The sequence below is a fragment of the Streptomyces sp. CB00316 genome (assembly GCF_001905595.1).
Lineage (GTDB): Bacteria > Actinomycetota > Actinomycetes > Streptomycetales > Streptomycetaceae > Streptomyces.
This window is the reverse complement of sequence record NZ_LIXI01000009.1, coordinates 309,191-327,254: the sequence shown is the minus strand read 5'-3', so window position 1 is coordinate 327,254 and position 18,064 is coordinate 309,191. Positions and strand designations below refer to the sequence as shown.

Below are 18,064 nucleotides of genomic sequence, written 5' to 3'. Positions count from 1 at the left end.
CGCGTTCCGGCCGTCGGTGCGATGCTGGAAAGCACCCTTCGGGAAGAGGTGCGCCGTGCTCCGTGTCGCCGTCGTCGGTTCCGGCCCCAGCGGGGTCTACACCGCCCAGGCCCTGCTGAACCAGTCGCTCGTGCCGGAGGTCCGCGTGCACGTCCTGGACCGACTGCCCACCCCGTACGGCCTGGTGCGGTACGGGGTCGCCCCCGACCACGAGAAGATCAAGTCGCTCCAGAACAGCCTGCGGGCGGTCCTGGAGGACGAGCGGGTCACGTTCGTCGGCCATGTGCAGATCGGCGGGGTGGGCGGCGTCCCCCCGGCCCGTCTGGCGGAGCTGTACCACGCGGTCGTCTACTGCGTCGGGGCCGCCGCCGACCGCCCGCTGGCGGTACCGGGCGAGGATCTTCCGGGGAGCTGGTCCGCCACCCGGTTCGTCTCCTGGTACAGCGCCCACCCGGACATCGCCCCCGACGGCTTCGCCCTGGAAGCCCGCTCGGCCGTGGTGATCGGGGTCGGCAACGTGGCGGTCGACGTGGCCCGGATCCTGGCGCGCGGCGCGGACGAACTGCGCGCCACGGATGTGCCGAGGGCCGCGCTCGGGGCGCTCGCCGGCAGCCGGGTGCGCGAGGTGCACATCGCGGGCCGGCGCGGCCCCTCCCAGGCCCGGTTCACCACCAAGGAGCTGCGGGAGCTGGGGGCGCTGCCCGGGGCGCGGGTCGTCGTCGACCCGGCGGAGCTGGCCATGGACCCGGCGTACGCGGCCCAGGAGGGGCTGCCGTTGCCCGCGGTGGTGCGGCGGAACCTGGAAGTGCTGCGTGGCTGGTCGGCGCAGCGGGAGGCCTCGGTGTCCGATGCCGTACGCCGGATCCGGCTGCGGTTCTTCCTACGACCGGTCGAGCTGCTGGAGCGCGGCGGGCGGGTCGCCGGGGTACGGTTCGCGCGTACGGCTCCGGACGGTGCCGGGGGCGTGCAGGACACCGGTGCGTACGAGGACGTCGAGGCTCAGCTCGTGCTGCGGGCCGTCGGCTACCGCGGGGTGGAGCTGCCCGGCCTGCCCTTCGACCCGGTGCGCGGGACGGTGCCGCACGTGGCGGGGCGGGTCCTGCGGGACGGGGTGCCCTCGGCCGGGGAGTACGTGGCGGGGTGGATCAAGCGGGGGCCGACCGGGGTGATCGGTTCGAACCGGTCCTGCGCCAAGGAGACCGTCGCCTCGCTGATCGAGGACGCGCCCCTGCTCGCCCGCCGGTCGGCCGCGGAGGACCCGCTGGCCGTGCTGCGGGCGTGGGGGCTGCGGCCGGTGGAATGGGACGGCTGGCTGTCGATCGAGCGCGCGGAGGCGGCCCTGGGGCGTTCGCTGGGACGGGGTCCGGTGAAGATCCCCGACTGGCAGGGGCTGCTGGCGGCGGCGCGGGGCGAGGAGGAGTGAGAGCCCCCTGCTCCACTCCGGGCCCAGGCCCCCCGCCTTACTCCCGGGTCGCCACCACCAGGCGGGCGCGCGGGGAGCCGTCGGGGCGCTGCCCCAGGTCGGTCAGGGCCATCAGCCGCACGCTGAATCCGGCGTCGGTGAGGTCGTCGAGCACGTCGGAGAGCCGGAACGTGCGGTAGTACATGATGAACTTCGGGCGCCACAGGGCGTTGCGCACCCGCATCGCCGCGTCGAAGCCGAGGAGCGACCAGTAGGCGCGCGACCCCACGGCCGGCGGGGCGCCGATCGGGAAGACGAACCGGCCGCCCGGTCGGAGCGACCCGTACACCTCGGCGAAGAGACCGAAGCGGTCCGCGGGCAGGAAGTGGCCGAACGCGCCGATGCTCAGGGCCAGATCGAAGGCCGGGGCGAACGGGAGCGCCAGGGCGTCGGCCCGCACCCAGTCGACCGTCGGTCCGGCGTCCCTGGGCGAAAGCGCCGCACGGGCCTCGGCGAGCATCCCCGCGCTGAAGTCGACCCCGGCCACCCGCTCCCGGCACACCTGCCGCAGCACGCCCACGCCCGCGCCGGTCCCGCAGCAGACGTCGAGGCCGGTGCCGAAGGGGCCGAGCGGCTCCAGCGCCCGGGTGACGCTTTCGAGGACCCGGTCCGGGGTCCGGTAGGGCGTGTGGTCGAACTTCGGGGCGAGGAGGTCGTAGCCGCGCTCGGTCGACGAGAGCGCCTGGACGGCCAGCTCGCGGAGGGTGGGTCCTTGTTTGGTGACCATCGCGGCCAGCCTAGCGAGGCGGCGGGCGGGCCGGAGGCCGGAGTCGCCGCTCCTGGCGGCAGGATGGCGACCGGACCTGCGGGTGGAGGCTTCAGCGGTCGTCGGGCAGCCGGCGCCTGAGGGTGATCGCGGTGTTGACGTCGTAACTCTGGTTCCAGGTACGGCCCGCGCCGGACCTCCAGGTGACGTGGGTCGTGGACCCGTCGGTGCGTACGCCGTCCACGGTCATGGCCTTCTCGCCGTCCCGCACGTCACCGCGGCGCAGTTCGCCCGCCGGAACCGTGACCGGTCCCTCGTCGGACGCGTTCTCCGTCTCCTCGGCCGCCCGGACCAGCGCGGCCGCCAGCTCCCGGGCGGCGGCCGGGGTGCACGACCAGCGCAGCTCGCCCACCGGGGGCGTCAGCGTCACGGAGACACGGGGATCGGGTCCGGCTTCCCCCGGGGCCACCATCACCGGCACGTCGTGACCGTCGGCGTCCGTGATCCCGCTGCGCATCGTCTGCTCCTCGTGCCCGGTCCGGTGATATGTGCCGCTCCAGCATCTCAGCTGAGCCGCGGACCGCTGACCAGCGGAATTCGATTGTGCCGGACTCCGGTCGCCCGTAGCTTCACCCCCTGTGAATCCTTTGCTGCGTACCGACCGCCTGTTGCTCACCCCGTACACGCCCGCCGACGAGGAGGAGTTCGTCGCCCTGTTCCAGGACGCCTCGGTCTCCCGGTGGATGGGCGACGGGCCTTCCACGGAGGCCGAGGACCGGGCTCTCTTCGGCCGGATCTTCACCAAGGTCTACGCCGAGAACCGCTTCGAGGTCTGGGCGGTCAGGGTCGGCGGCGAGCTCGTGGGGCACGCCGAGATCAAGCCGACCGAGGCCTCCGGCGGGCACGAGATCATCTACGCGCTCGCCCCCGGCGCCTGGGGCCGTGGCCTCGGTACGGAGCTGGCGCTCGCTCTCGTCGGGCACGGGTTCGGCACCCTCGGACTGGCCGAGGTGCACGCGACCGTGGCCGCCGAGAACGCCGCCTCGCTGGCCGTGCTGGGCCGGATCGGCTTCGTCCACGTCGGGGACATCCAGGAGGACGACGGCAGCACCACGTGGCTGCTGACCTGCCCGCGTGGGTCCGCGCCCGCCGAGCGCGCGGCGCGGGCCGCACAGGCTCCGACCGGGGGCAGCGCGACGGCGGCGCCGTAGGCGTCCGGGCCGGCGAGCGGTGCGGCGAGCGGTGCGGGCGGCAGCGTGAGGTGCCGGGGGTGAACCGGACGAGCGCCCCGGGCGCCAGGGGTGTCCGCCGGAATGACCGGACGCGCCGGGAGCGTCCCCGGGCCACTGTCAGTGGTCGGGTGCAGACTGTCTCCCATCCGGCACAACGGCGTATCGGGAGGTCTCCGCCATGACCGAAGTACTCCTCACCGTGGGCACCCGCAAAGGTCTCTTCATCGGCCGCAGGCGCGAGGGGAACTGGAAGATCGAAGGGCCGCACTTCAACGCGCAGGCGATCTATTCGGTGGCCGTCGACACCCGTGGGGCCACGCCCCGGCTGCTGGCGGGCGGTGACAGCGCGCACTGGGGGCCGTCCGTCTTCCACTCCGACGACCTGGGCGAGAGCTGGGTCGAGCCGCGGCTTCCCGCGGTGAAGTTCCCCGAGTTCACCGGGGCGTCGCTGGAGCGGGTCTGGCAGTTGCAGCCGGCCGGTCCCGAGGCCCCGGACGTGGTCTACGCGGGCACCGAGCCGGCCGCGCTGTTCCGCTCCGAGGACCGGGGCGAGTCCTTCGAGCTGGTCCGCCCGCTCTGGGAGCACCCGACGCGCTCGAAGTGGGTGCCGGGCGGCGGCGGGGAGGGGCTGCACACCATCCTGACCGACCGCCGGGACGCCCGTGCGGTGACGGTCGCGGTCTCGACAGCGGGCGTGTTCCGGACGAAGGACGGCGGGGAGAGCTGGGCCCCGGCGAACAGGGGCGTCTCAGCGGTGTTCCTGCCGGACCCGGACCCGGAGTTCGGCCAGTGCGTCCACAAGGTCGCCCGGGACGCCTCCGATCCGGACCGCCTCTACCTCCAGAACCACTGGGGCGTCTTCCGCAGCGACGACGGAGGTGACAGCTGGAGCGACATCGGCGCGGGCCTGCCCTCCGACTTCGGGTTCGCCGCCGTGGCGCACCCGCACCGCGGCGACACGGCGTACGTCTTCCCGATCAACGCCGACGCCGACCGGGTCCCGGCGGAGCACCGCTGCCGCGTCTTCCGGACGACCGACGCGGGGCGCACCTGGCAGCCGCTCACGGCGGGCCTGCCGGGCGAGGAGCACTACGGCACGGTGCTGCGCGACGCGCTCTGCACGGACGACGCGGATCCCGCCGGGATCTACTTCGGCAACCGCAACGGCGAGTTGTACGCCAGCGCGGACGACGGCGACAGCTGGCAGCAGCTCGCCTCGCACCTGCCGGACGTGCTCTGCGTCAGGGCGGTGACTCTCGGCTGAGTGGCCGGGCAGGGCCGGGGGCCCCCGGCCGGCGGCAGTTGATCGGAGTGGTCGTATCACCAGTAGAGTGCGGCGCGTGGCAGCACGACCGTTGAAAGAGATCATCGAGCCGGGGTGGGCCGACGCCCTCGAACCCGTCGCCGAACGCATCGCCGCTATGGGCGACTTCCTCCGCGCGGAGATCGCCGCGGGTCGTACGTATCTGCCCTCCGGGGCCAACGTACTGCGGGCGTTCCAGCAGCCGTTCGAGGAGGTGCGGGTCCTCGTCGTCGGCCAGGATCCGTATCCGACGCCCGGGCACGCGATCGGGCTGAGCTTCGCCGTGGCGCCCGATGTCCGCCCGCTGCCGGGCAGCCTGGAGAACATCTTCCGGGAGCTGCACGCGGACCTCGGCCTGGCGCGGCCGTCCAACGGCGATCTCACTCCGTGGACCCGGCAGGGGGTGCTGCTGCTGAACAGGGCGCTGACCACCGCGCCGCGGCGACCCGCCGCGCACCGGGGCAAGGGCTGGGAAGAGGTGACCGAGCAGGCGATCAAGGCTCTGGTGGCCCGGGGCACGCCGCTGGTGTCGGTCCTGTGGGGGCGTGACGCCCGCAACCTCCGCCCGCAGCTGGGCGACTTCCCCGCCATCGAGTCCTCGCACCCCTCGCCCATGTCGGCCGACCGCGGGTTCTTCGGCTCGCGTCCGTTCAGCCGCGTCAACGAGCTGCTGGAGCGCCAGGGGGCGCAGCCGGTCGACTGGCGTCTGCCGTGACCCACTCCCGGCCCTCTGCGGCCACCCCTGGGACGTATGTCATCGGGGTCGACTCCGGCGGGTCGGGGCTGCGGGTGGCGCTCGGCCGGGTGGACACGGACGGGCCGCTGTTCACGGCCGTTGGCGCCGTGCCGGTGCGGACGGGGGCCGGGGGGATCGACGCGGCCCATCTGCTGGAACAACTGCTGCCCGCGGTGGCGGGGCTGCTGGAGCGGGCAGCCCGAAGTGACGGCGGGCGTACGGGGGATGGCCCCGCGACGGTCGCCGCCCTGGCGGTCGGGGCCGCCGGAATGGCCACGCTCGGCGGGCGGTTGCGGGCGGAGCTCCCGGGCGCGCTCGCGGCGGCGCTGGGCGTACGCCGGATGGCGCTGGCCGCGGACGCGGTGACGGCGTACGCGGGCGCGGTGGGTCAGCGCCCCGGGGCGGTCGTCGCGGGCGGCACGGGCATGATCGCCCTCGGCACGGACCTCACGTCGTGGCACCGGGCCGACGGCTGGGGTCATCTTCTGGGTGACAGTGGCGGCGGTGCGTGGATCGGCCGGGCAGGGCTCGAAGCGGCGATGCGTGCCCATGACGGGCGGCGCGGCGGCTCCCCCGCCCTGCTGGCCCGGCTGCACGCCGTGTTCGGAGCTGCCGAGGATCTGCCGGGGCTGCTCTACCCGCGCTCCGACCGCCCGGCCGTGCTCGCCTCCTTCGCCCCCGAGGTGGCGGCGTGCGCCGGAGCGGACGAGGTCGCGGCGGGCATTCTGCGGGAGGCGGCCGGCCATATCGCCGAAGCGGCGGCGGCCGTCTGTCCGACTGCCGGCCCGCAGGGCGACGAGGACCGCGAAGTGGCCCTGACCGGCGGGCTGTTCCGGATGGGTGAGCCCCTGCTCGGACCGGTGCGCGAGGAGCTGGCGCGGCTGGATCCGCAGGCCCGGGTGACCAACGGGACGGGCGATCCGCTGACCGGCGCACTCCGGATCGCGCGCGCCCTGGCCCTGGACGATCTGCGGCTGCCGCACCACCCGACGATGCTGTTCGTTCCGGCCGGGGACGGGCCCCTCGGACACGTGGGAGCGGAGGCACGGAACGGTGAGCCGGAGCCCGGCGGCGTACCGGCGGACGGGCCGGTGAGCGGGGCGCTGGACAGACCGACAGACAAGGACACTTCGCCAGTACGCCACTCATCGGACATAAGCGGATAGTTAACGCTCGACCGGACCCTCCCCGAACAGAGGAGCATCCAAAACCAGTAGCATGCGGCGCCATGAGCACCCCCACTGGGCCCGCTTCCGGCCTGCCTGTACGAATGCCGCGACCTCGCCAGTCCGGACGGCACCGCCGCCCGGAGCCCGTGGTCGCACCTGACGGCGCTGCCGCGCTCGTTCTCGCCGTTCCCGGTACCCCCTCCCCGGCCACGCGCAGTCTGGCCGAAGAGGTGATCAGCATCGCCCGTTCCGAGCTGCCCGGCCTCAACGCCCGGATCGGCTATCTCGACGGTGACGATGCCGAGTACCCCACTCTGGCCACCGTTCTCGCCCACTGCGCCGCCGAGCGCGTCCAGCGCTACGAGCAGGCCGTAGCCCTCGGCCGGGAGGCCGCCGAGCCCACCGGTCCTGCCGCCGTCGTGGTCCCGCTGCTCGCGGGTCCCGACAGCGCGCCGATCCGGCGGATACGGCAGGCCGTGATGGACAGCGGCACGCAGGTGGAGCTGACCGACGTGCTCGGTCCGCACCCGCTGCTCGCCGAGGCCCTGCACGTCCGGCTCTCGGAGGCCGGGCTGGCGCGTGCCGACCGCGCGAGGCTGTTCACCGTCGCCACCGCCGCCGACGGCATCGTGCTCGCCACGGTGGGCGGCGAGGAGGCCGTACGGGCCGCCGGGATCACCGGCATGCTGCTGGCCGCCCGGCTCGCCGTGCCGGTGATGGCCGCCGCGCTGGACGTGGAAGGTTCGGTCGCCTCGATCGCGCAGCAGCTCCAGGGCTCCGGCTCCGCGCAGCTCGCGCTGGCGCCGTACCTGGTGGGTCCGGAGGTCGACCCCGGCCTGCTGGACGCCGCCGCCAAGGAGGCGGGGTGCGCGACCGCCGAGCCGCTGGGCGCCTACCCGGCGATCGGCAAGCTCGTGCTGTCGCTGTATGCCACGGCGCTGGGCATCACGCCCGCGACCCCGCAGGGCGCCCAGGTGCACTGACCCGGGTCGACGGAAGCGGCACGGACGCACGGAAGCCGCGGCCCGGACCGACGGATCTGCATCGATCCTCCGGTCCGGGCCGCGGCTTTCCTGCTGCCTCTCCGGCCCCCGGTCAGCCGAGGACGACGCAGGAGACCGCCGGGACCTCGACGGAGCCCGCGTGCTGCGGGATGCCGGTCTCCGCGTCCACGGCGAACCAGCTGACGTTCCCGGAGCGCTCGTTCGCGGCGTACAGCCACTGGCCGCTCGGGTCGAGGGTGAGGTCGCGGGGCCAACGCCCGCCGCAGCCGACGGTGGCCACCAGGGCGGCCTTCTCGCCGGTCTCGTCGAGGGTCAGGACCGAGATGCTGTCGTGGCCCCGGTTGGCGGTCCACAGGAAGCGCCCGTCGTGTGCGACGACCACCTCGGACGGATAGGCCCGTACTGGGCCGTCGGCGGACCCGGGACCGCTGCCGGGCCCGGGCTCGGTCTCGGTCAGCACCGCAACCTCCCCCAGCGGCTCCGGACGGCCCTCCTCCGCATCCCAGCGGCAGACGGTGAGGGTCGTCACCAGTTCGTTCAGGACGTAGGCGTAGCGGCCCGAGGGGTGGAAGGCCAGGTGGCGCGGCCCGGTGCCCGGGCGAAGCGACGTCTCGCCGTGCGGCTTCAGGGCGCCGGTGGCCGGGTCCAGCGCGCCGACCCGCACCGAGTCTGTGCCGAGGTCCACGCTGACCACCCAGCGACCGGAGGGGTCGGGCAGCACCTGGTGGGCGTGCGGGCCCTCCTGGCGTTCGCCGTCGGGGCCGCTGCCCTCGTGCTGGACGACCGAGGACGCCTCGCCGAGCGATCCGTCGGCGAGGACGGGCAGGGCGGTGACGCTGCCGGATCCGTAGTTGGCGGTGACCAGGTGGCCCGCGGCGAGCGCGAGGTGGGTGGGACCGTCGGCGTCGACCGGCCGTACAGGGCCCAGGAGGGCCGGTACGTCGCCACTGACGTCGAAGGCGGCCGCCGAGCCCGGAGCGCTCTCGCCGACCGCGTACAGGGCCTCTCCGCCCGGTCCCAGCGCGAGGAACGAGGGGTCCGTCACGGCGTCCGACGAGCCGAGCACCGTCAGCGCCCCGGTGTCGCGGTCCACCTCCGCGACGGTGACGCCCAAGCCACCCGCCGAGGTGAACGACCCCATGAATGCCCGCCCGGTGCTGCTGCCGCCCATCGCACTACCCCACTTCACCGTCGCCGTGATCTTCCGACCGACGGTAGCAGGCGGCCCGGTCGCAGGTCTGGACCAATTCGCAGGACGGTCGGGCGGGGCACAGGACGGTCCCACAACGACGTGGGCGCGCAGGCCGGGCTCAGGCGGCGATCGGCGCCCGGGGCGGGCTGTGCAGGGGCGTGGCGAGGTCGGCCAGTGCCCGCTCCAGGCCGTGCAGATGGGCCAGGGCGGGGTGATCCACGGCGGCGCCCGGCTGCACACCACCCGCGCGCTCCGCCCCTCGCGCCTGTCGGCTCTCCTGGCGCAGGAGCTCCTCCACCGCCTCCTCCACCCGGGAGCAGGCCGCCGAGAGCCGGGCGTCGTGCGAGGCGGCCGGGTCCGCGGCGATGGAGGCCAGGCCGCGCACCTCGCGTACGCAGTCGTCGAGCAGGGCCAGCACCTGCCGCGCCCGCGCCTTACGGGCCTTCAGCGGACTCAGGGGATGCACCAGCGGAGCGAGCGAGAGCCGGACCCGGCCGAGCAGCACCTCGAGTTCGGCGACCCGGGGGGCGGGGTCGGCGCTCAGGGAGCCGGCGAGGCGCTCGGCGGCCTCGGCCGTGCAGGCGTGGACGCACCGCAGGGCCTTGCGGATCCACGCGTCGGTGACGGCGTGGGTCGTGACGGGCAGGACCACCAGCACGGCCAGCACCGCGCCGAGCGCGCCCACGGCCGTCTCGGCGACCCGGAGCCAGAGCAGGGAGGCGTCCAGGACGCCCAGGGCGCCGTAGAGCACGCCGACCATGACGGTCACGAAGAACATCATCCAGCTGTACGAGACCGCCGCTGTGTAGAAGATCCCGAAGACGGACACCGCGACGATGGCGGCCGTCGGCACCCCGGCGCCGTCGAGGGGGATGGCGACGTGGAATCCGGCGGCGATACCGATCACGGTCCCCAGCACCCGGCGGAAGCCGCGTACGAGGGTCTCACCACGCGAGGTGGTGTTGACGAAGACCCACCAGGTGGCGCCGACCGCCCAGTACCAGCGCTGGTCGGAGAGCACCTGCCCCAGACCCAGCGCGAAGGCGCCGCCCAGAGTGGCCTGGACCGCCTGCCGGGTGGTGATACGGGCCAGTCCGCGGCCCTCCGGAGGGGCGGGCACGGCCACGACGGGCAGCCGCCGCTCGTAGCACCAGAAGCCGAAGCGGACGGTGGAGGAGACACCGAGGGACAGCAGGACGGCGGCGTACAACTCGGGCAGCTGCCCCGGCACCGTGTGCAGGAACTGTGCGGCGAAGAAGGTCATGAACGCGAAGACGCCCAGCGAGTGCCCGCGCGGCCCCCAGCGCCGGGCGTAGACGCCCGCACCCATGACCGCGAGGAAGACCAGGTCGCGGGCGGCGGGCTGGTCGTGCAGCACGGCGGCGACGGCGAGGACCGGGAGCCCGGCGACGGGGAGCAGCGCGGTCGTGACGGCCTGCTGCCGCACCGTGGCGTCCGTGACCGTGAAGAGGGCCAGCAGCGCCGCGAGACCGCCGGTGATGGCGGCGACGAGCGAGTGCCCGACGAGCCCGCACAGCGCGACCGCGAGCCCGATCCCGATGACGGCCCGGCTCGCGAACCGCAGCCGCACCCTCCCCGGGTCCGGTGCCACGAACACCCTCTTCAGCACACTGCTCCCCTTCCGCGTCTCCCGTGGGCTCCGCGCGCTCGGCATGAAAAAGGCGCCACGGAAGTCCGCGGCGCCATCGACAGGACCATAAGAGCATCCCGAGGCACTATGGATCAAACGGGGGCGGAATCCATGGGCCAATGGCACAGCCCTCTCCTGTCCCGGTGGGCCAGAAAGGGACCACTGGACCACCGGGACAGAGAGCGCCGCGAGACTGCCGCGAGCACGGCCCGCGCCGCCCACGCCCCTCCCCCGGGCCAGGCCCTACCTGAGGGCGCTCATGAAGAGGAGGGAGAAGACGGCGACAGGAACGGCGAGCGCCAGGACCTCAGCCGTCCGCAGCGTGCGGCCGAGAAACCTGGTGAGCGCGATCAGGGAAAGGAGCGCCCACGACATATTGATGACGAAAAGTACCAGGCGGAGGTTTTCCTCGACCAGACCACCGACAATCGATCCGGCCAGAGAAGCGAATACCACAATACCCACGGGAATCCACCCCAGAGGAAGAAGCGCAAGCCCTCTGCCTCGCGCACCGCCTTTCCGCGCTTTATGGTCGCGGACCTCCGCCACGATCATCAGCGCAACACTGAGGAAGGGCAGCAGCACGTAGACGAAAGTAGGCACTACGGATCCTCACTTCATTCCCGGTTTCCGGGGTGGCGATGAGGGATGCCCCACCGCCACCCGGCGAAAAGGCTCAAGACGCTTTTCTACTGCTTAGTGATCGATATCCTCCCATAGACCCACACCGTGAGTTTCACCCCGCGGTTGGGGAAGGAACTGAGCACGCGCTGGATGTTGACCGCGACCCAGGTCGCGACTCCGGCGAGAATTCCCATGACCGCCGCCAGAATTCCGGCGGACGCGGCACCGAACAGGGCAGCCGATACGCCCCAGGCGGTGGCCCCGCCGATGATGTTCCAGGAAGCCTTCCACGCCCGGACCCGGCTCAGTTTGATGGTGCACCGGCCGTGCCAGAAGGAACAGCTCCTGGAGTTCTTGTTGTACTTGGCCTGGACCTTCCTGCCTTCCAGGTCGTACAGGTTGACCGGGTCGGCGGGATAGCCGTACGCGTTCGCGCCGCCGCCGTGGACGGGGTCGGTCGTAGGAGATCACCCGGCCGAGCGCGTCGCTGGTGCGGCGGACGGTGGCGGTCCGGTTGCCGACGGTGGCCGCGGCGCCGTTCACCGGATCGTAGGTGACCGTGCGCGGCGGTACCGCTGCTCCGGTGCCGCCGGTCACCTTGGCCGAAGTCAGACGTCCTGCGGCGTCGTAGGTGCTCTCGGTAGTACGGGTGGTGCCGTAGGCGGTCTCGGTGACGATGGTGGGGTCGCCCCACCGGTCGTACTGGGTGGTGGAGACCGGCAGTTCGTCGGGCTGGCTGCCGCCTCCCGTGATCTTGGCTGCCGGGCCCGTGGTGCAGGCGAGGTCGGCCCACTCGGGGCGTCCCTGGCAGGTTCCGGTGCCGGTGGCGGACCAGTAGGTGGTCACGCGGGCCCCGGCGTCCGAGCCGTTGGACTTGGGCAGCGTCGTCTTGATCACGCGGCCCTGGGCGTCGTAGCTGGTGCTGTGGACCGGATTGAGGCCCGTGGGGTCGGTGACCGTGCCGGTCTGCAGCCCCTTGACCCAGTCGTAGCGGTTCGCGGTGGTACGCACGTCCCCGTCGGCCGGGTAGCCGTCGGCGAAGGCGCCGACCCGGGTGCTGGTGAGCTGGTCACTGACGACGGCGGTGCCGTCGGTGGGCCGGTTCTCGTCGTAGCGGTTGACGGTGTGGGTGCGGGCGGCGACCTGCGTGCCCACGGGCACATCGGGGCTGTCCGCGTCTCCGCCGAGCTGCTTCGTCAGGGTGACGAGGTGCACGGGGCCGTACTCCTCCAGGAACCGCTGGCCGTCGTCGGAGTAGACGGAGACCGTACCGAGAAGACGGGCGCGCTCGGCGGGCGAGTCGGCGAGGATGCCGAGTTCGGTCAGGGTGTTGACCTGGTAGTCCCCGGTGCCGAGGGCCAGTTCGAGGTTCGTGGCGTTGATGGCGAAGACGGTATTGCCGAAACGGTCGTGCTGGTTGACCGTCAGGTGCCGGCCGGGCAGACCCGTGTTGACCGTGCGGCCGGAGGCATTGGTGTAGGTGACGGTCGCCGTGTCGTAGTCGTCGACGGTGAGGCCGCCGCCCGCGTGGGAGCCGGGCACCCGGTCGGCCGGGAAGACCGCGGTGGCGTCAGTGGGCGCGTCGGCCTGTCCCCACTGCGCCGACCGTATCTGTCGGTGACGTACAACACGCTGCCCTCGGTGCCGACCCTGGTGGCCCCCGCCGACAAGGGCGCCACCAACGACACGACTCCGTCGCTTTCGGCGAAGGCGCTAGACGGTCGGCTGGCGCCTCCTGCCCCAAGGCGAAGACCTGGCCGGAACCGGCTACCAGAGTCGCCTGGCATGCCAGGGTGAGCCCCAGAACCACTGCGACCGGACGCCGGCGCCCCGCCGATGGCGGCGGGGAAAAGGGCCGCGCAGACAGGGCGCTACTGTTCCACCAGCGCCTGCGTAAGGATTTCGACACATCAACTCCTCATAGGCGGCAAGGTCCTTCACCTCGCCGCCACAAAAGCCTTACACAGTGCACACGGCACGTCACGCGCCTTTCCTCGGCGTCGGCGGGGCCGGGGTAGGGGCGTTCGGCAGTATTTGGTCGCATTGACCGACCGAGCCTCGGCACAAGCCCTCAGCAAGATCGACACGATTCGGTCAGATTGCCGACGTTGGAGCTGGCCGCAACTCGTAACCAATTCTTCACTAAGATTTCGGCGGCCCCGGCCGAGGAAATGAATCGGGCCACCCGCCCCTTACCTCCTTCACATGTAGGACACCTGCTGGGCCATCGGTACAGTCGAGACGGCATCGGACGGACCAGAAGGAGACCGAGGGACCATGGCCGTGGACGCTCTCGACACCCGGATCCTGCGGCTGCTGATCGAGCAGCCGCGCACCAGCGTGCGGGAGTACGCGCGCATCCTCGGGGTGGCCCGCGGCACCCTGCAGGCCCGACTCGACCGGCTGGAGCGGGAGGGGGTCATCACCGGCACCGGGCCGACCCTCTCCCCCGCGGCCCTCGGCCACCCCGTGCTCGCCTTCGTCCATCTGGAGGTCACCCAGGGGCATCTGGTGGAGGTCGGGGACGCGCTGGCGGCCGTCCCCGAGATCATCGAGGCGTTCTCGACCACCGGCGGCGGGGATCTGCTGACCCGGGTCGTGGCCCGGGACAACGGGCATCTGGAGGACGTGATCCAGCGGCTGATCCAGCTGCCGGGTGTGGTCCGGACCCGGACGGACGTGGCGCTGCGCGAGCGGGTGGCGCACCGGGTGCTGCCCCTGGTCGAATCCGTAGGGCGGGCGGTGGTCGGCCAGGCCCGCTGAGGCACCCGCCGAGTCCGCTGCGGCATGCTGGGAGCCATGATTCCGCGACCCGGCCTCCATGTGATCTTCGACCTCGACGGCACACTGGTGGACAGCGAACCGAACTACTACGAGGCGGGGCGCCGGCTGCTCGCCCGGTACGGGGTGAGCGACTTCAGCTGGGAGGACCACACCCGCTTCATCGGGATCGGCACCCGGGAGACCCTGACCGCCCTGCGCTCCGAGTACGGGATCGACGCCCCGGTGGACGAGCTACTCGCCGGGAAGAACGCGCTCTACCTGGAGCTGGCGGGAGCGTCCACCGAGGTGTTCGGGCAGATGCGGGCCTTCGTGGAGCGCCTGCACGCCGCCGAGGTTCCGATGGCTGTGGCCTCGGGCTCCTCCAGGGCCGCGATCGGGGCGGTGCTCGCGGTCACAGGGCTCGACGGGTACATCCCGCTGTACGTCTCCGCCGAGGAGGTCGCGCACGGGAAGCCGGAGCCCGACGTGTTCCTGGAGACGGCCCGGCGGATGGGGGTGGAGCCGGCGGAGTGCGTGGTGCTGGAGGACGCGCCGCCGGGGGCCGCGGCCGCCCGCGCGGCGGGGATGCGGTGCATCGCCGTCCCTTATGTTCCCGCGACCGCCTCCGACCCGGCGTTCAAGGCCGCGGATCTGCTGTTCGCGGAGGGCCAGCCGGCCTTCTCGGCGGAGGCCGCGTACGGCTGGCTGCGGGGCGAGGCCTGGCCGGGTGGCCGCTCCTGAACGTGCCGGGCCGTCAACCGCGCCTCGGCGGAGGGCCGTCGGGACATCGGCGGCTCCGCGGACCGATATCCTGAACATGTCGTTCACTCCGCCGTGCACGGTCCCTCAGGGGGCAGGCCGCCGCGCGATGGACCGGCAGTCGGAGCGGGCCACGATTCGAGTTAGGTGAACAGGTGCTGGTAGCTGGTCGGTACCGGTTGATATCCCCCATCGGCCGTGGCGGCATGGGCGAGGTGTGGCGCGCCGCGGACGAGGTGCTGGGACGCGCCGTGGCCGTGAAGCTGCTGCTGGGCGACCAGGCGGACGCCTCGTCGACCGCCCGGTTCCGGCTGGAGGCCCAGACCGCCGCCCGGCTGAGCCACCCGCACCTGGTGGCCGTCTTCGACTTCGGGGCCTGGGAGGACCGCTTCTTCCTGGTGATGGAGCTGGTCGAGGGGCAGAGCCTCGGTGATCTGCTCGCCGCCCAGGAGCGCGTCCATCCCGAGCAGGTCGCGCGGATCGCGGGGGAGGCGGCGGCCGGTCTCGCCGCCGCGCACCGCCAGGGCATCGTCCACCGGGACATCAAGCCGGGCAACCTGATGCTGGACGCGGACGGTTCGGTGAAGATCGGCGACTTCGGCATCGCCCAGTTCGTCGACGACCCGTCGACGGCGCTGACGACGGCCGGGCACATCGTGGGCACCAGCCTCTACCTGGCGCCCGAGCGGGCTCTGGGACGTACGGCGGACTCCGCGTCCGACATGTACTCGCTGGGCTGTGTCGTCTACCAACTGCTGCTCGGTCAGCCGCCGTTCAAGTCCGACACCGCGACCGCCACGCTGTACCAGCATGTCGACACCCCACCGGTCCCGCTGCGGCAGCGCGGTGTGGACATCTCGGCCGCCTTCGACTCGTATCTCCTCGGCCTGCTGGCCAAGAAGCCCGAGGAGCGGCCCACCGCGCAGCAGGTCTCCGACTGGTTCCGCACCGACGCCTGGCGCGGCCGCCCGGAGCCGCTCCCGATGCCGAAGCCCGCCTCCCGCCGGGCCGCCCCCTCCCCCACCCCTTCGCCGTCGGTCCCGGCCGCCCCCGTGGGCCCTGCGACGTACCGGCTGCCGCAGCCCACGGGGCGAAGGCGCTCCACCACGTCCCGCTCAACCCCGGCCCGCCGCCGCAGTACACGGGAGGCGATCCGCCGGCGTCCGAGGGTGGCGAGCGCCATCGCGGGGACGGCGACGTTCCTGGCGGCCGTCTATGTCGGGATGATCCTTTTCTCGCCGGACTCCAGCTCGGCCGGAACCCCCGCCCCCGGCCCCTCCTCCGGCCCGGCCTCGCAGGAGGTCCAGGACGGCGGAGAGCAGCCGGGAGAACAGGGGCAGCAGGAGGACGGCGAGCGGGACGAGCAGGACGACTGAGTCCCGCCCGCGGTCACCAGCGGCCGTGGACCTCCGCGCGGATGGACCGGTCGTACAGCTTCCGTACGGCGTCCAGCGTGGACTGCGGCAGCGGCGGCAGGGCGGCGGCCGCCGCGTTGGCGCGGGCCTGTTCCACCGAGCGTGCGCCGGGGATCACGCTGGTCACGCCCGGCTGCTGGATGATCCAGCGCAGCGCGGTCTGCGCGGGGGCGGCGCCCTCGGGAGCCAGTTCGGCGAACTCGGCCGCGGCCTCGATCCCCGTCGCGTAGTCGATGCCGGAGAACGTCTCGCCCTGGTCGAACGCCTCGCCGTGCCGGTTGTACGTACGGTGGTCGTCGGGGCCGAAGACCGTGTCCTTGGTGTACTTGCCGGAGAGCAGTCCGGAGGCGAGCGGGACGCGCGCGATGATGCCGACGCCCGTCGCGGCGGCCGCCGGAAGTACCTCGTCCAGGGGCTTGAGGCGGAACGGGTTGAGGATGATCTGCACGCTCGCGACGCCGGGGCGGGCGATGGCGGTCAGCGCCTCGGCGCAGGTCTCGACGCTCACCGCGTAGGCGGCGATCCGCTGCTCGTCGACCAGGGTGTCCAGGGCGTCGTAGACGGCGTCGGAGGAGTAGACGCCGCTGGGCGGGCAGTGCAGTTGTACGAGGTCGAGGGTGTCGGTACCGAGGTTGGCGCGGGAACGGTCGTTCCAGATACGGAAGTTGTCCAGGACGTAGTTCTCCGGCAGTTGGTCCGCGCGGCGGCCCATCTTGGTGGCGACGAAGACGTCCGCGTCGGGGCGGTTCTTGAGGTAGCGGCCGATGAGCTGTTCGCTGCGGCCGTCCCCGTACACGTCCGCGGTGTCGAAGAAGGTGACGCCGGAGTCGACGGCCGCGTCGAGGACGTCGAAGGCGTCGCTCTCCTCGACCTCACCCCAGTCGCCCCCGAGCTGCCAGGTTCCCAGTCCGACGGCCGAGACATCACGGCCGGTCCTGCCAAGTGTGCGCTGTTCCATGAGGATCATGCTATTCCGCTTCTCGCGTCGAAAGGATCGTCGAGAGGTGGGGGGCGTAGACGAGGATCGTGCGGAAGTCGTCGGCGGTGCCGTCATCTGAAGTCGACGTGGCCCGCCGTGCGGTTCGCTCCCGGCAGCGGCAGAGTGGAGATATCGGCCCGGTGGCACGGCTGAGCCACACCGGACAGCACGGCGCGACCGGGCATTGCGGGCGGAGGGAGCACGGCATGCGGAACGACGGCGTACCGCGGCCCCGTTTCGACGGCGTACCGCGTCCTCACTTCGTCGTGCAGATCCACGACGCGCGGCGCGTGCACTTCGACTTCCGCCTGGAGGTCGACGGCGTACTCAAGTCCTGGGCGGTCCCCCGCGGCCCCTCGGAGAACCCGAGCGACCGCCGCCTCGCCGTGGAGACGGAGGACCACCCTCTGGAGTACCGCGAGTTCGAGGGGGTCATCCCCCAGGGCGAGTCCGGCAGCGGCACGGTCATCGTCTGGGACCAGGGGACCTACGAACCGCTCGGCCACGACGGGGAGGGGGACACCGTCCCCTTCGCGAAGTCGCTCGCCCTCGGCCATGCCACGTTCTGGCTGCACGGCTCCAAACTGCACGGCGAGTTCGCGCTCACCCGCTTCCGGGTGGGCGACGAGCCGGAGAGCGGCGGCCAGGAGGCGTGGCTGCTGATCAAGGCCGACGACCGCCTCGCCGTACGCGACCGGCCCGGCTCACCGGACCCGTACCACGCCCGGTCCGCCCGTACGGGACGCACGCTGCGCCAGGTCGCGGTGGCGGCGGCCCGGGGGGACGGGGACTGAGACCCCCCGCGCCCGGGTCCGGGGTCCTCCACGTGCTCCCGCCGGAGTCCAGCAGCTCCGGCAGGGCCGGACCGTGGGCCCGCGCCGCCGGAACGCCCGGAGCGGGGGCGCACAGGGCGTCCAGCGCGGCGGCGTCCTCGGCCTCGGCGTCCTGCCCGCGCAGGGGGCCCGCCACGAGGACCAGGCGGACGGCCAGGGCATCGCGGCCCTCGTCGCGCAACCGGCGGCGTACGCGGTCCAGTTCGGGCGTACGGAGCAGGGGGCGGCCCGCCAAC

Annotated in this window: 17 protein-coding genes; 10 read left to right on the top strand and 7 right to left on the bottom strand. The window is 72.8% G+C overall.

The genetic code is table 11. The features are described 5' to 3' along the window. Positions 1-55: 55 nt before the first annotated feature. On the top strand, positions 56-1,423 hold the full coding sequence (locus AMK21_RS25315; protein WP_073881465.1) for an FAD-dependent oxidoreductase: 1,368 nt from the start codon (positions 56-58) through the stop codon (positions 1,421-1,423). A 37-nt stretch (positions 1,424-1,460) separates the two neighbouring features. Here AMK21_RS25315 and AMK21_RS25310 read toward each other — a convergent pair whose 3' ends face one another. Together AMK21_RS25310 and AMK21_RS25305 are read right to left on the bottom strand one after the other, a co-directional pair. Continuing rightward, positions 1,461-2,189: a class I SAM-dependent methyltransferase gene (locus AMK21_RS25310; protein WP_073881464.1), complete on the bottom strand. Its 729-nt coding sequence runs from the start codon at positions 2,187-2,189 to the stop codon at positions 1,461-1,463. Positions 2,190-2,280: 91 nt separating this feature from the next. Further along, positions 2,281-2,685 carry a hypothetical protein gene (locus AMK21_RS25305; RefSeq protein ID WP_073881463.1) on the bottom strand — a complete coding sequence of 135 codons (405 nt, stop codon included), beginning with the start codon at positions 2,683-2,685 and terminating at the stop codon, positions 2,281-2,283. A gap of 121 nt (positions 2,686-2,806) precedes the next feature. Here AMK21_RS25305 and AMK21_RS25300 point away from each other — a divergent pair, with 121 nt between their 5' ends. The 5 genes from AMK21_RS25300 to AMK21_RS25280 all read left to right on the top strand — a co-directional run bounded on the left by AMK21_RS25300 (position 2,807) and on the right by AMK21_RS25280 (position 7,591). Then, positions 2,807-3,379 carry a GNAT family N-acetyltransferase gene (locus tag AMK21_RS25300; RefSeq protein WP_073881462.1) on the top strand — a complete coding sequence of 191 codons (573 nt, stop codon included), beginning with the start codon at positions 2,807-2,809 and terminating at the stop codon, positions 3,377-3,379. Between the two features lie 199 nt (positions 3,380-3,578). After that, on the top strand, positions 3,579-4,664 hold the full coding sequence (locus tag AMK21_RS25295; RefSeq protein WP_073881461.1) for a WD40/YVTN/BNR-like repeat-containing protein: 1,086 nt from the start codon (positions 3,579-3,581) through the stop codon (positions 4,662-4,664). Between the two features lie 76 nt (positions 4,665-4,740). Then, positions 4,741-5,418, top strand: a complete 678-nt coding sequence (locus AMK21_RS25290; protein ID WP_073881460.1) for a uracil-DNA glycosylase — start codon at positions 4,741-4,743, stop codon at positions 5,416-5,418. Further along, positions 5,415-6,605 carry an N-acetylglucosamine kinase gene (locus AMK21_RS25285; protein WP_073881459.1) on the top strand — a complete coding sequence of 397 codons (1,191 nt, stop codon included), beginning with the start codon at positions 5,415-5,417 and terminating at the stop codon, positions 6,603-6,605. The genes AMK21_RS25290 and AMK21_RS25285 overlap by 4 nt, the downstream gene beginning before the upstream one ends. A 62-nt stretch (positions 6,606-6,667) precedes the next feature. Further along, positions 6,668-7,591, top strand: coding sequence for a sirohydrochlorin chelatase (locus tag AMK21_RS25280; RefSeq protein WP_079181248.1), 924 nt, complete (start codon positions 6,668-6,670; stop codon positions 7,589-7,591). Positions 7,592-7,703: 112 nt separating this feature from the next. Here AMK21_RS25280 and AMK21_RS25275 read toward each other — a convergent pair whose 3' ends face one another. The 4 genes from AMK21_RS25275 to AMK21_RS25260 all read right to left on the bottom strand — a co-directional run bounded on the left by AMK21_RS25275 (position 7,704) and on the right by AMK21_RS25260 (position 12,621). Further along, entirely contained in the window at positions 7,704-8,783 is a 1,080-nt protein-coding gene (locus AMK21_RS25275) for a lactonase family protein (protein ID WP_073881457.1), read from the bottom strand. A 139-nt stretch (positions 8,784-8,922) separates the two neighbouring features. Further along, positions 8,923-10,434 carry an FUSC family protein gene (locus AMK21_RS25270; protein ID WP_073881456.1) on the bottom strand — a complete coding sequence of 504 codons (1,512 nt, stop codon included), beginning with the start codon at positions 10,432-10,434 and terminating at the stop codon, positions 8,923-8,925. 264 nt (positions 10,435-10,698) lie between these two features. After that, entirely contained in the window at positions 10,699-11,058 is a 360-nt protein-coding gene (locus AMK21_RS25265) for a hypothetical protein (RefSeq protein ID WP_234422044.1), read from the bottom strand. Positions 11,059-11,151: 93 nt separating this feature from the next. After that, positions 11,152-12,621, bottom strand: a complete 1,470-nt coding sequence (locus AMK21_RS25260; RefSeq protein ID WP_073881455.1) for a hypothetical protein — start codon at positions 12,619-12,621, stop codon at positions 11,152-11,154. A 735-nt stretch (positions 12,622-13,356) separates the two neighbouring features. Between AMK21_RS25260 and AMK21_RS25255 the strand changes: the two genes are divergently transcribed. From AMK21_RS25255 to AMK21_RS25245, 3 genes are all read left to right on the top strand, one after another. Next, on the top strand, positions 13,357-13,842 hold the full coding sequence (locus tag AMK21_RS25255; RefSeq protein ID WP_073881454.1) for an Lrp/AsnC family transcriptional regulator: 486 nt from the start codon (positions 13,357-13,359) through the stop codon (positions 13,840-13,842). Positions 13,843-13,866: 24 nt separating this feature from the next. After that, positions 13,867-14,583 carry an HAD family hydrolase gene (locus tag AMK21_RS25250; RefSeq protein WP_073881453.1) on the top strand — a complete coding sequence of 239 codons (717 nt, stop codon included), beginning with the start codon at positions 13,867-13,869 and terminating at the stop codon, positions 14,581-14,583. A 224-nt stretch (positions 14,584-14,807) separates the two neighbouring features. Next, complete coding sequence (locus AMK21_RS25245; protein ID WP_234422048.1) at positions 14,808-15,977, top strand: serine/threonine-protein kinase; 1,170 nt, start codon at positions 14,808-14,810, stop codon at positions 15,975-15,977. A 13-nt stretch (positions 15,978-15,990) separates the two neighbouring features. Here AMK21_RS25245 and AMK21_RS25240 read toward each other — a convergent pair whose 3' ends face one another. Further along, positions 15,991-16,983, bottom strand: coding sequence for an aldo/keto reductase (locus AMK21_RS25240; RefSeq protein ID WP_079181247.1), 993 nt, complete (start codon positions 16,981-16,983; stop codon positions 15,991-15,993). A 218-nt stretch (positions 16,984-17,201) separates the two neighbouring features. Between AMK21_RS25240 and AMK21_RS25235 the strand changes: the two genes are divergently transcribed. Beyond that, entirely contained in the window at positions 17,202-17,789 is a 588-nt protein-coding gene (locus AMK21_RS25235; RefSeq protein ID WP_073881451.1) for a DNA polymerase ligase N-terminal domain-containing protein, read from the top strand. The last annotated feature ends 275 nt before the right edge of the window (positions 17,790-18,064 follow it).

Excerpts from the sequence above, each read along its gene's own strand:
- AMK21_RS25280 (WP_079181248.1), top strand. The coding sequence starts at position 6,668 with ATGAGCACCCCCACTGGGCCCGCTTCCGGCCTGCCTGTACGAATGCCG.
- AMK21_RS25240 (WP_079181247.1), bottom strand. The coding sequence starts at position 16,983 with ATGATCCTCATGGAACAGCGCACACTTGGCAGGACCGGCCGTGATGTC.
- AMK21_RS25305 (WP_073881463.1), bottom strand. The coding sequence starts at position 2,685 with ATGCGCAGCGGGATCACGGACGCCGACGGTCACGACGTGCCGGTGATG.
- AMK21_RS25275 (WP_073881457.1), bottom strand. The coding sequence starts at position 8,783 with ATGGGCGGCAGCAGCACCGGGCGGGCATTCATGGGGTCGTTCACCTCG.
- AMK21_RS25245 (WP_234422048.1), top strand. The coding sequence starts at position 14,808 with ATGGGCGAGGTGTGGCGCGCCGCGGACGAGGTGCTGGGACGCGCCGTG.
- AMK21_RS25310 (WP_073881464.1), bottom strand. The coding sequence starts at position 2,189 with ATGGTCACCAAACAAGGACCCACCCTCCGCGAGCTGGCCGTCCAGGCG.
- AMK21_RS25255 (WP_073881454.1), top strand. The coding sequence starts at position 13,357 with ATGGCCGTGGACGCTCTCGACACCCGGATCCTGCGGCTGCTGATCGAG.
- AMK21_RS25235 (WP_073881451.1), top strand. The coding sequence starts at position 17,202 with ATGCGGAACGACGGCGTACCGCGGCCCCGTTTCGACGGCGTACCGCGT.
- AMK21_RS25295 (WP_073881461.1), top strand. The coding sequence starts at position 3,579 with ATGACCGAAGTACTCCTCACCGTGGGCACCCGCAAAGGTCTCTTCATC.
- AMK21_RS25250 (WP_073881453.1), top strand. The coding sequence starts at position 13,867 with ATGCTGGGAGCCATGATTCCGCGACCCGGCCTCCATGTGATCTTCGAC.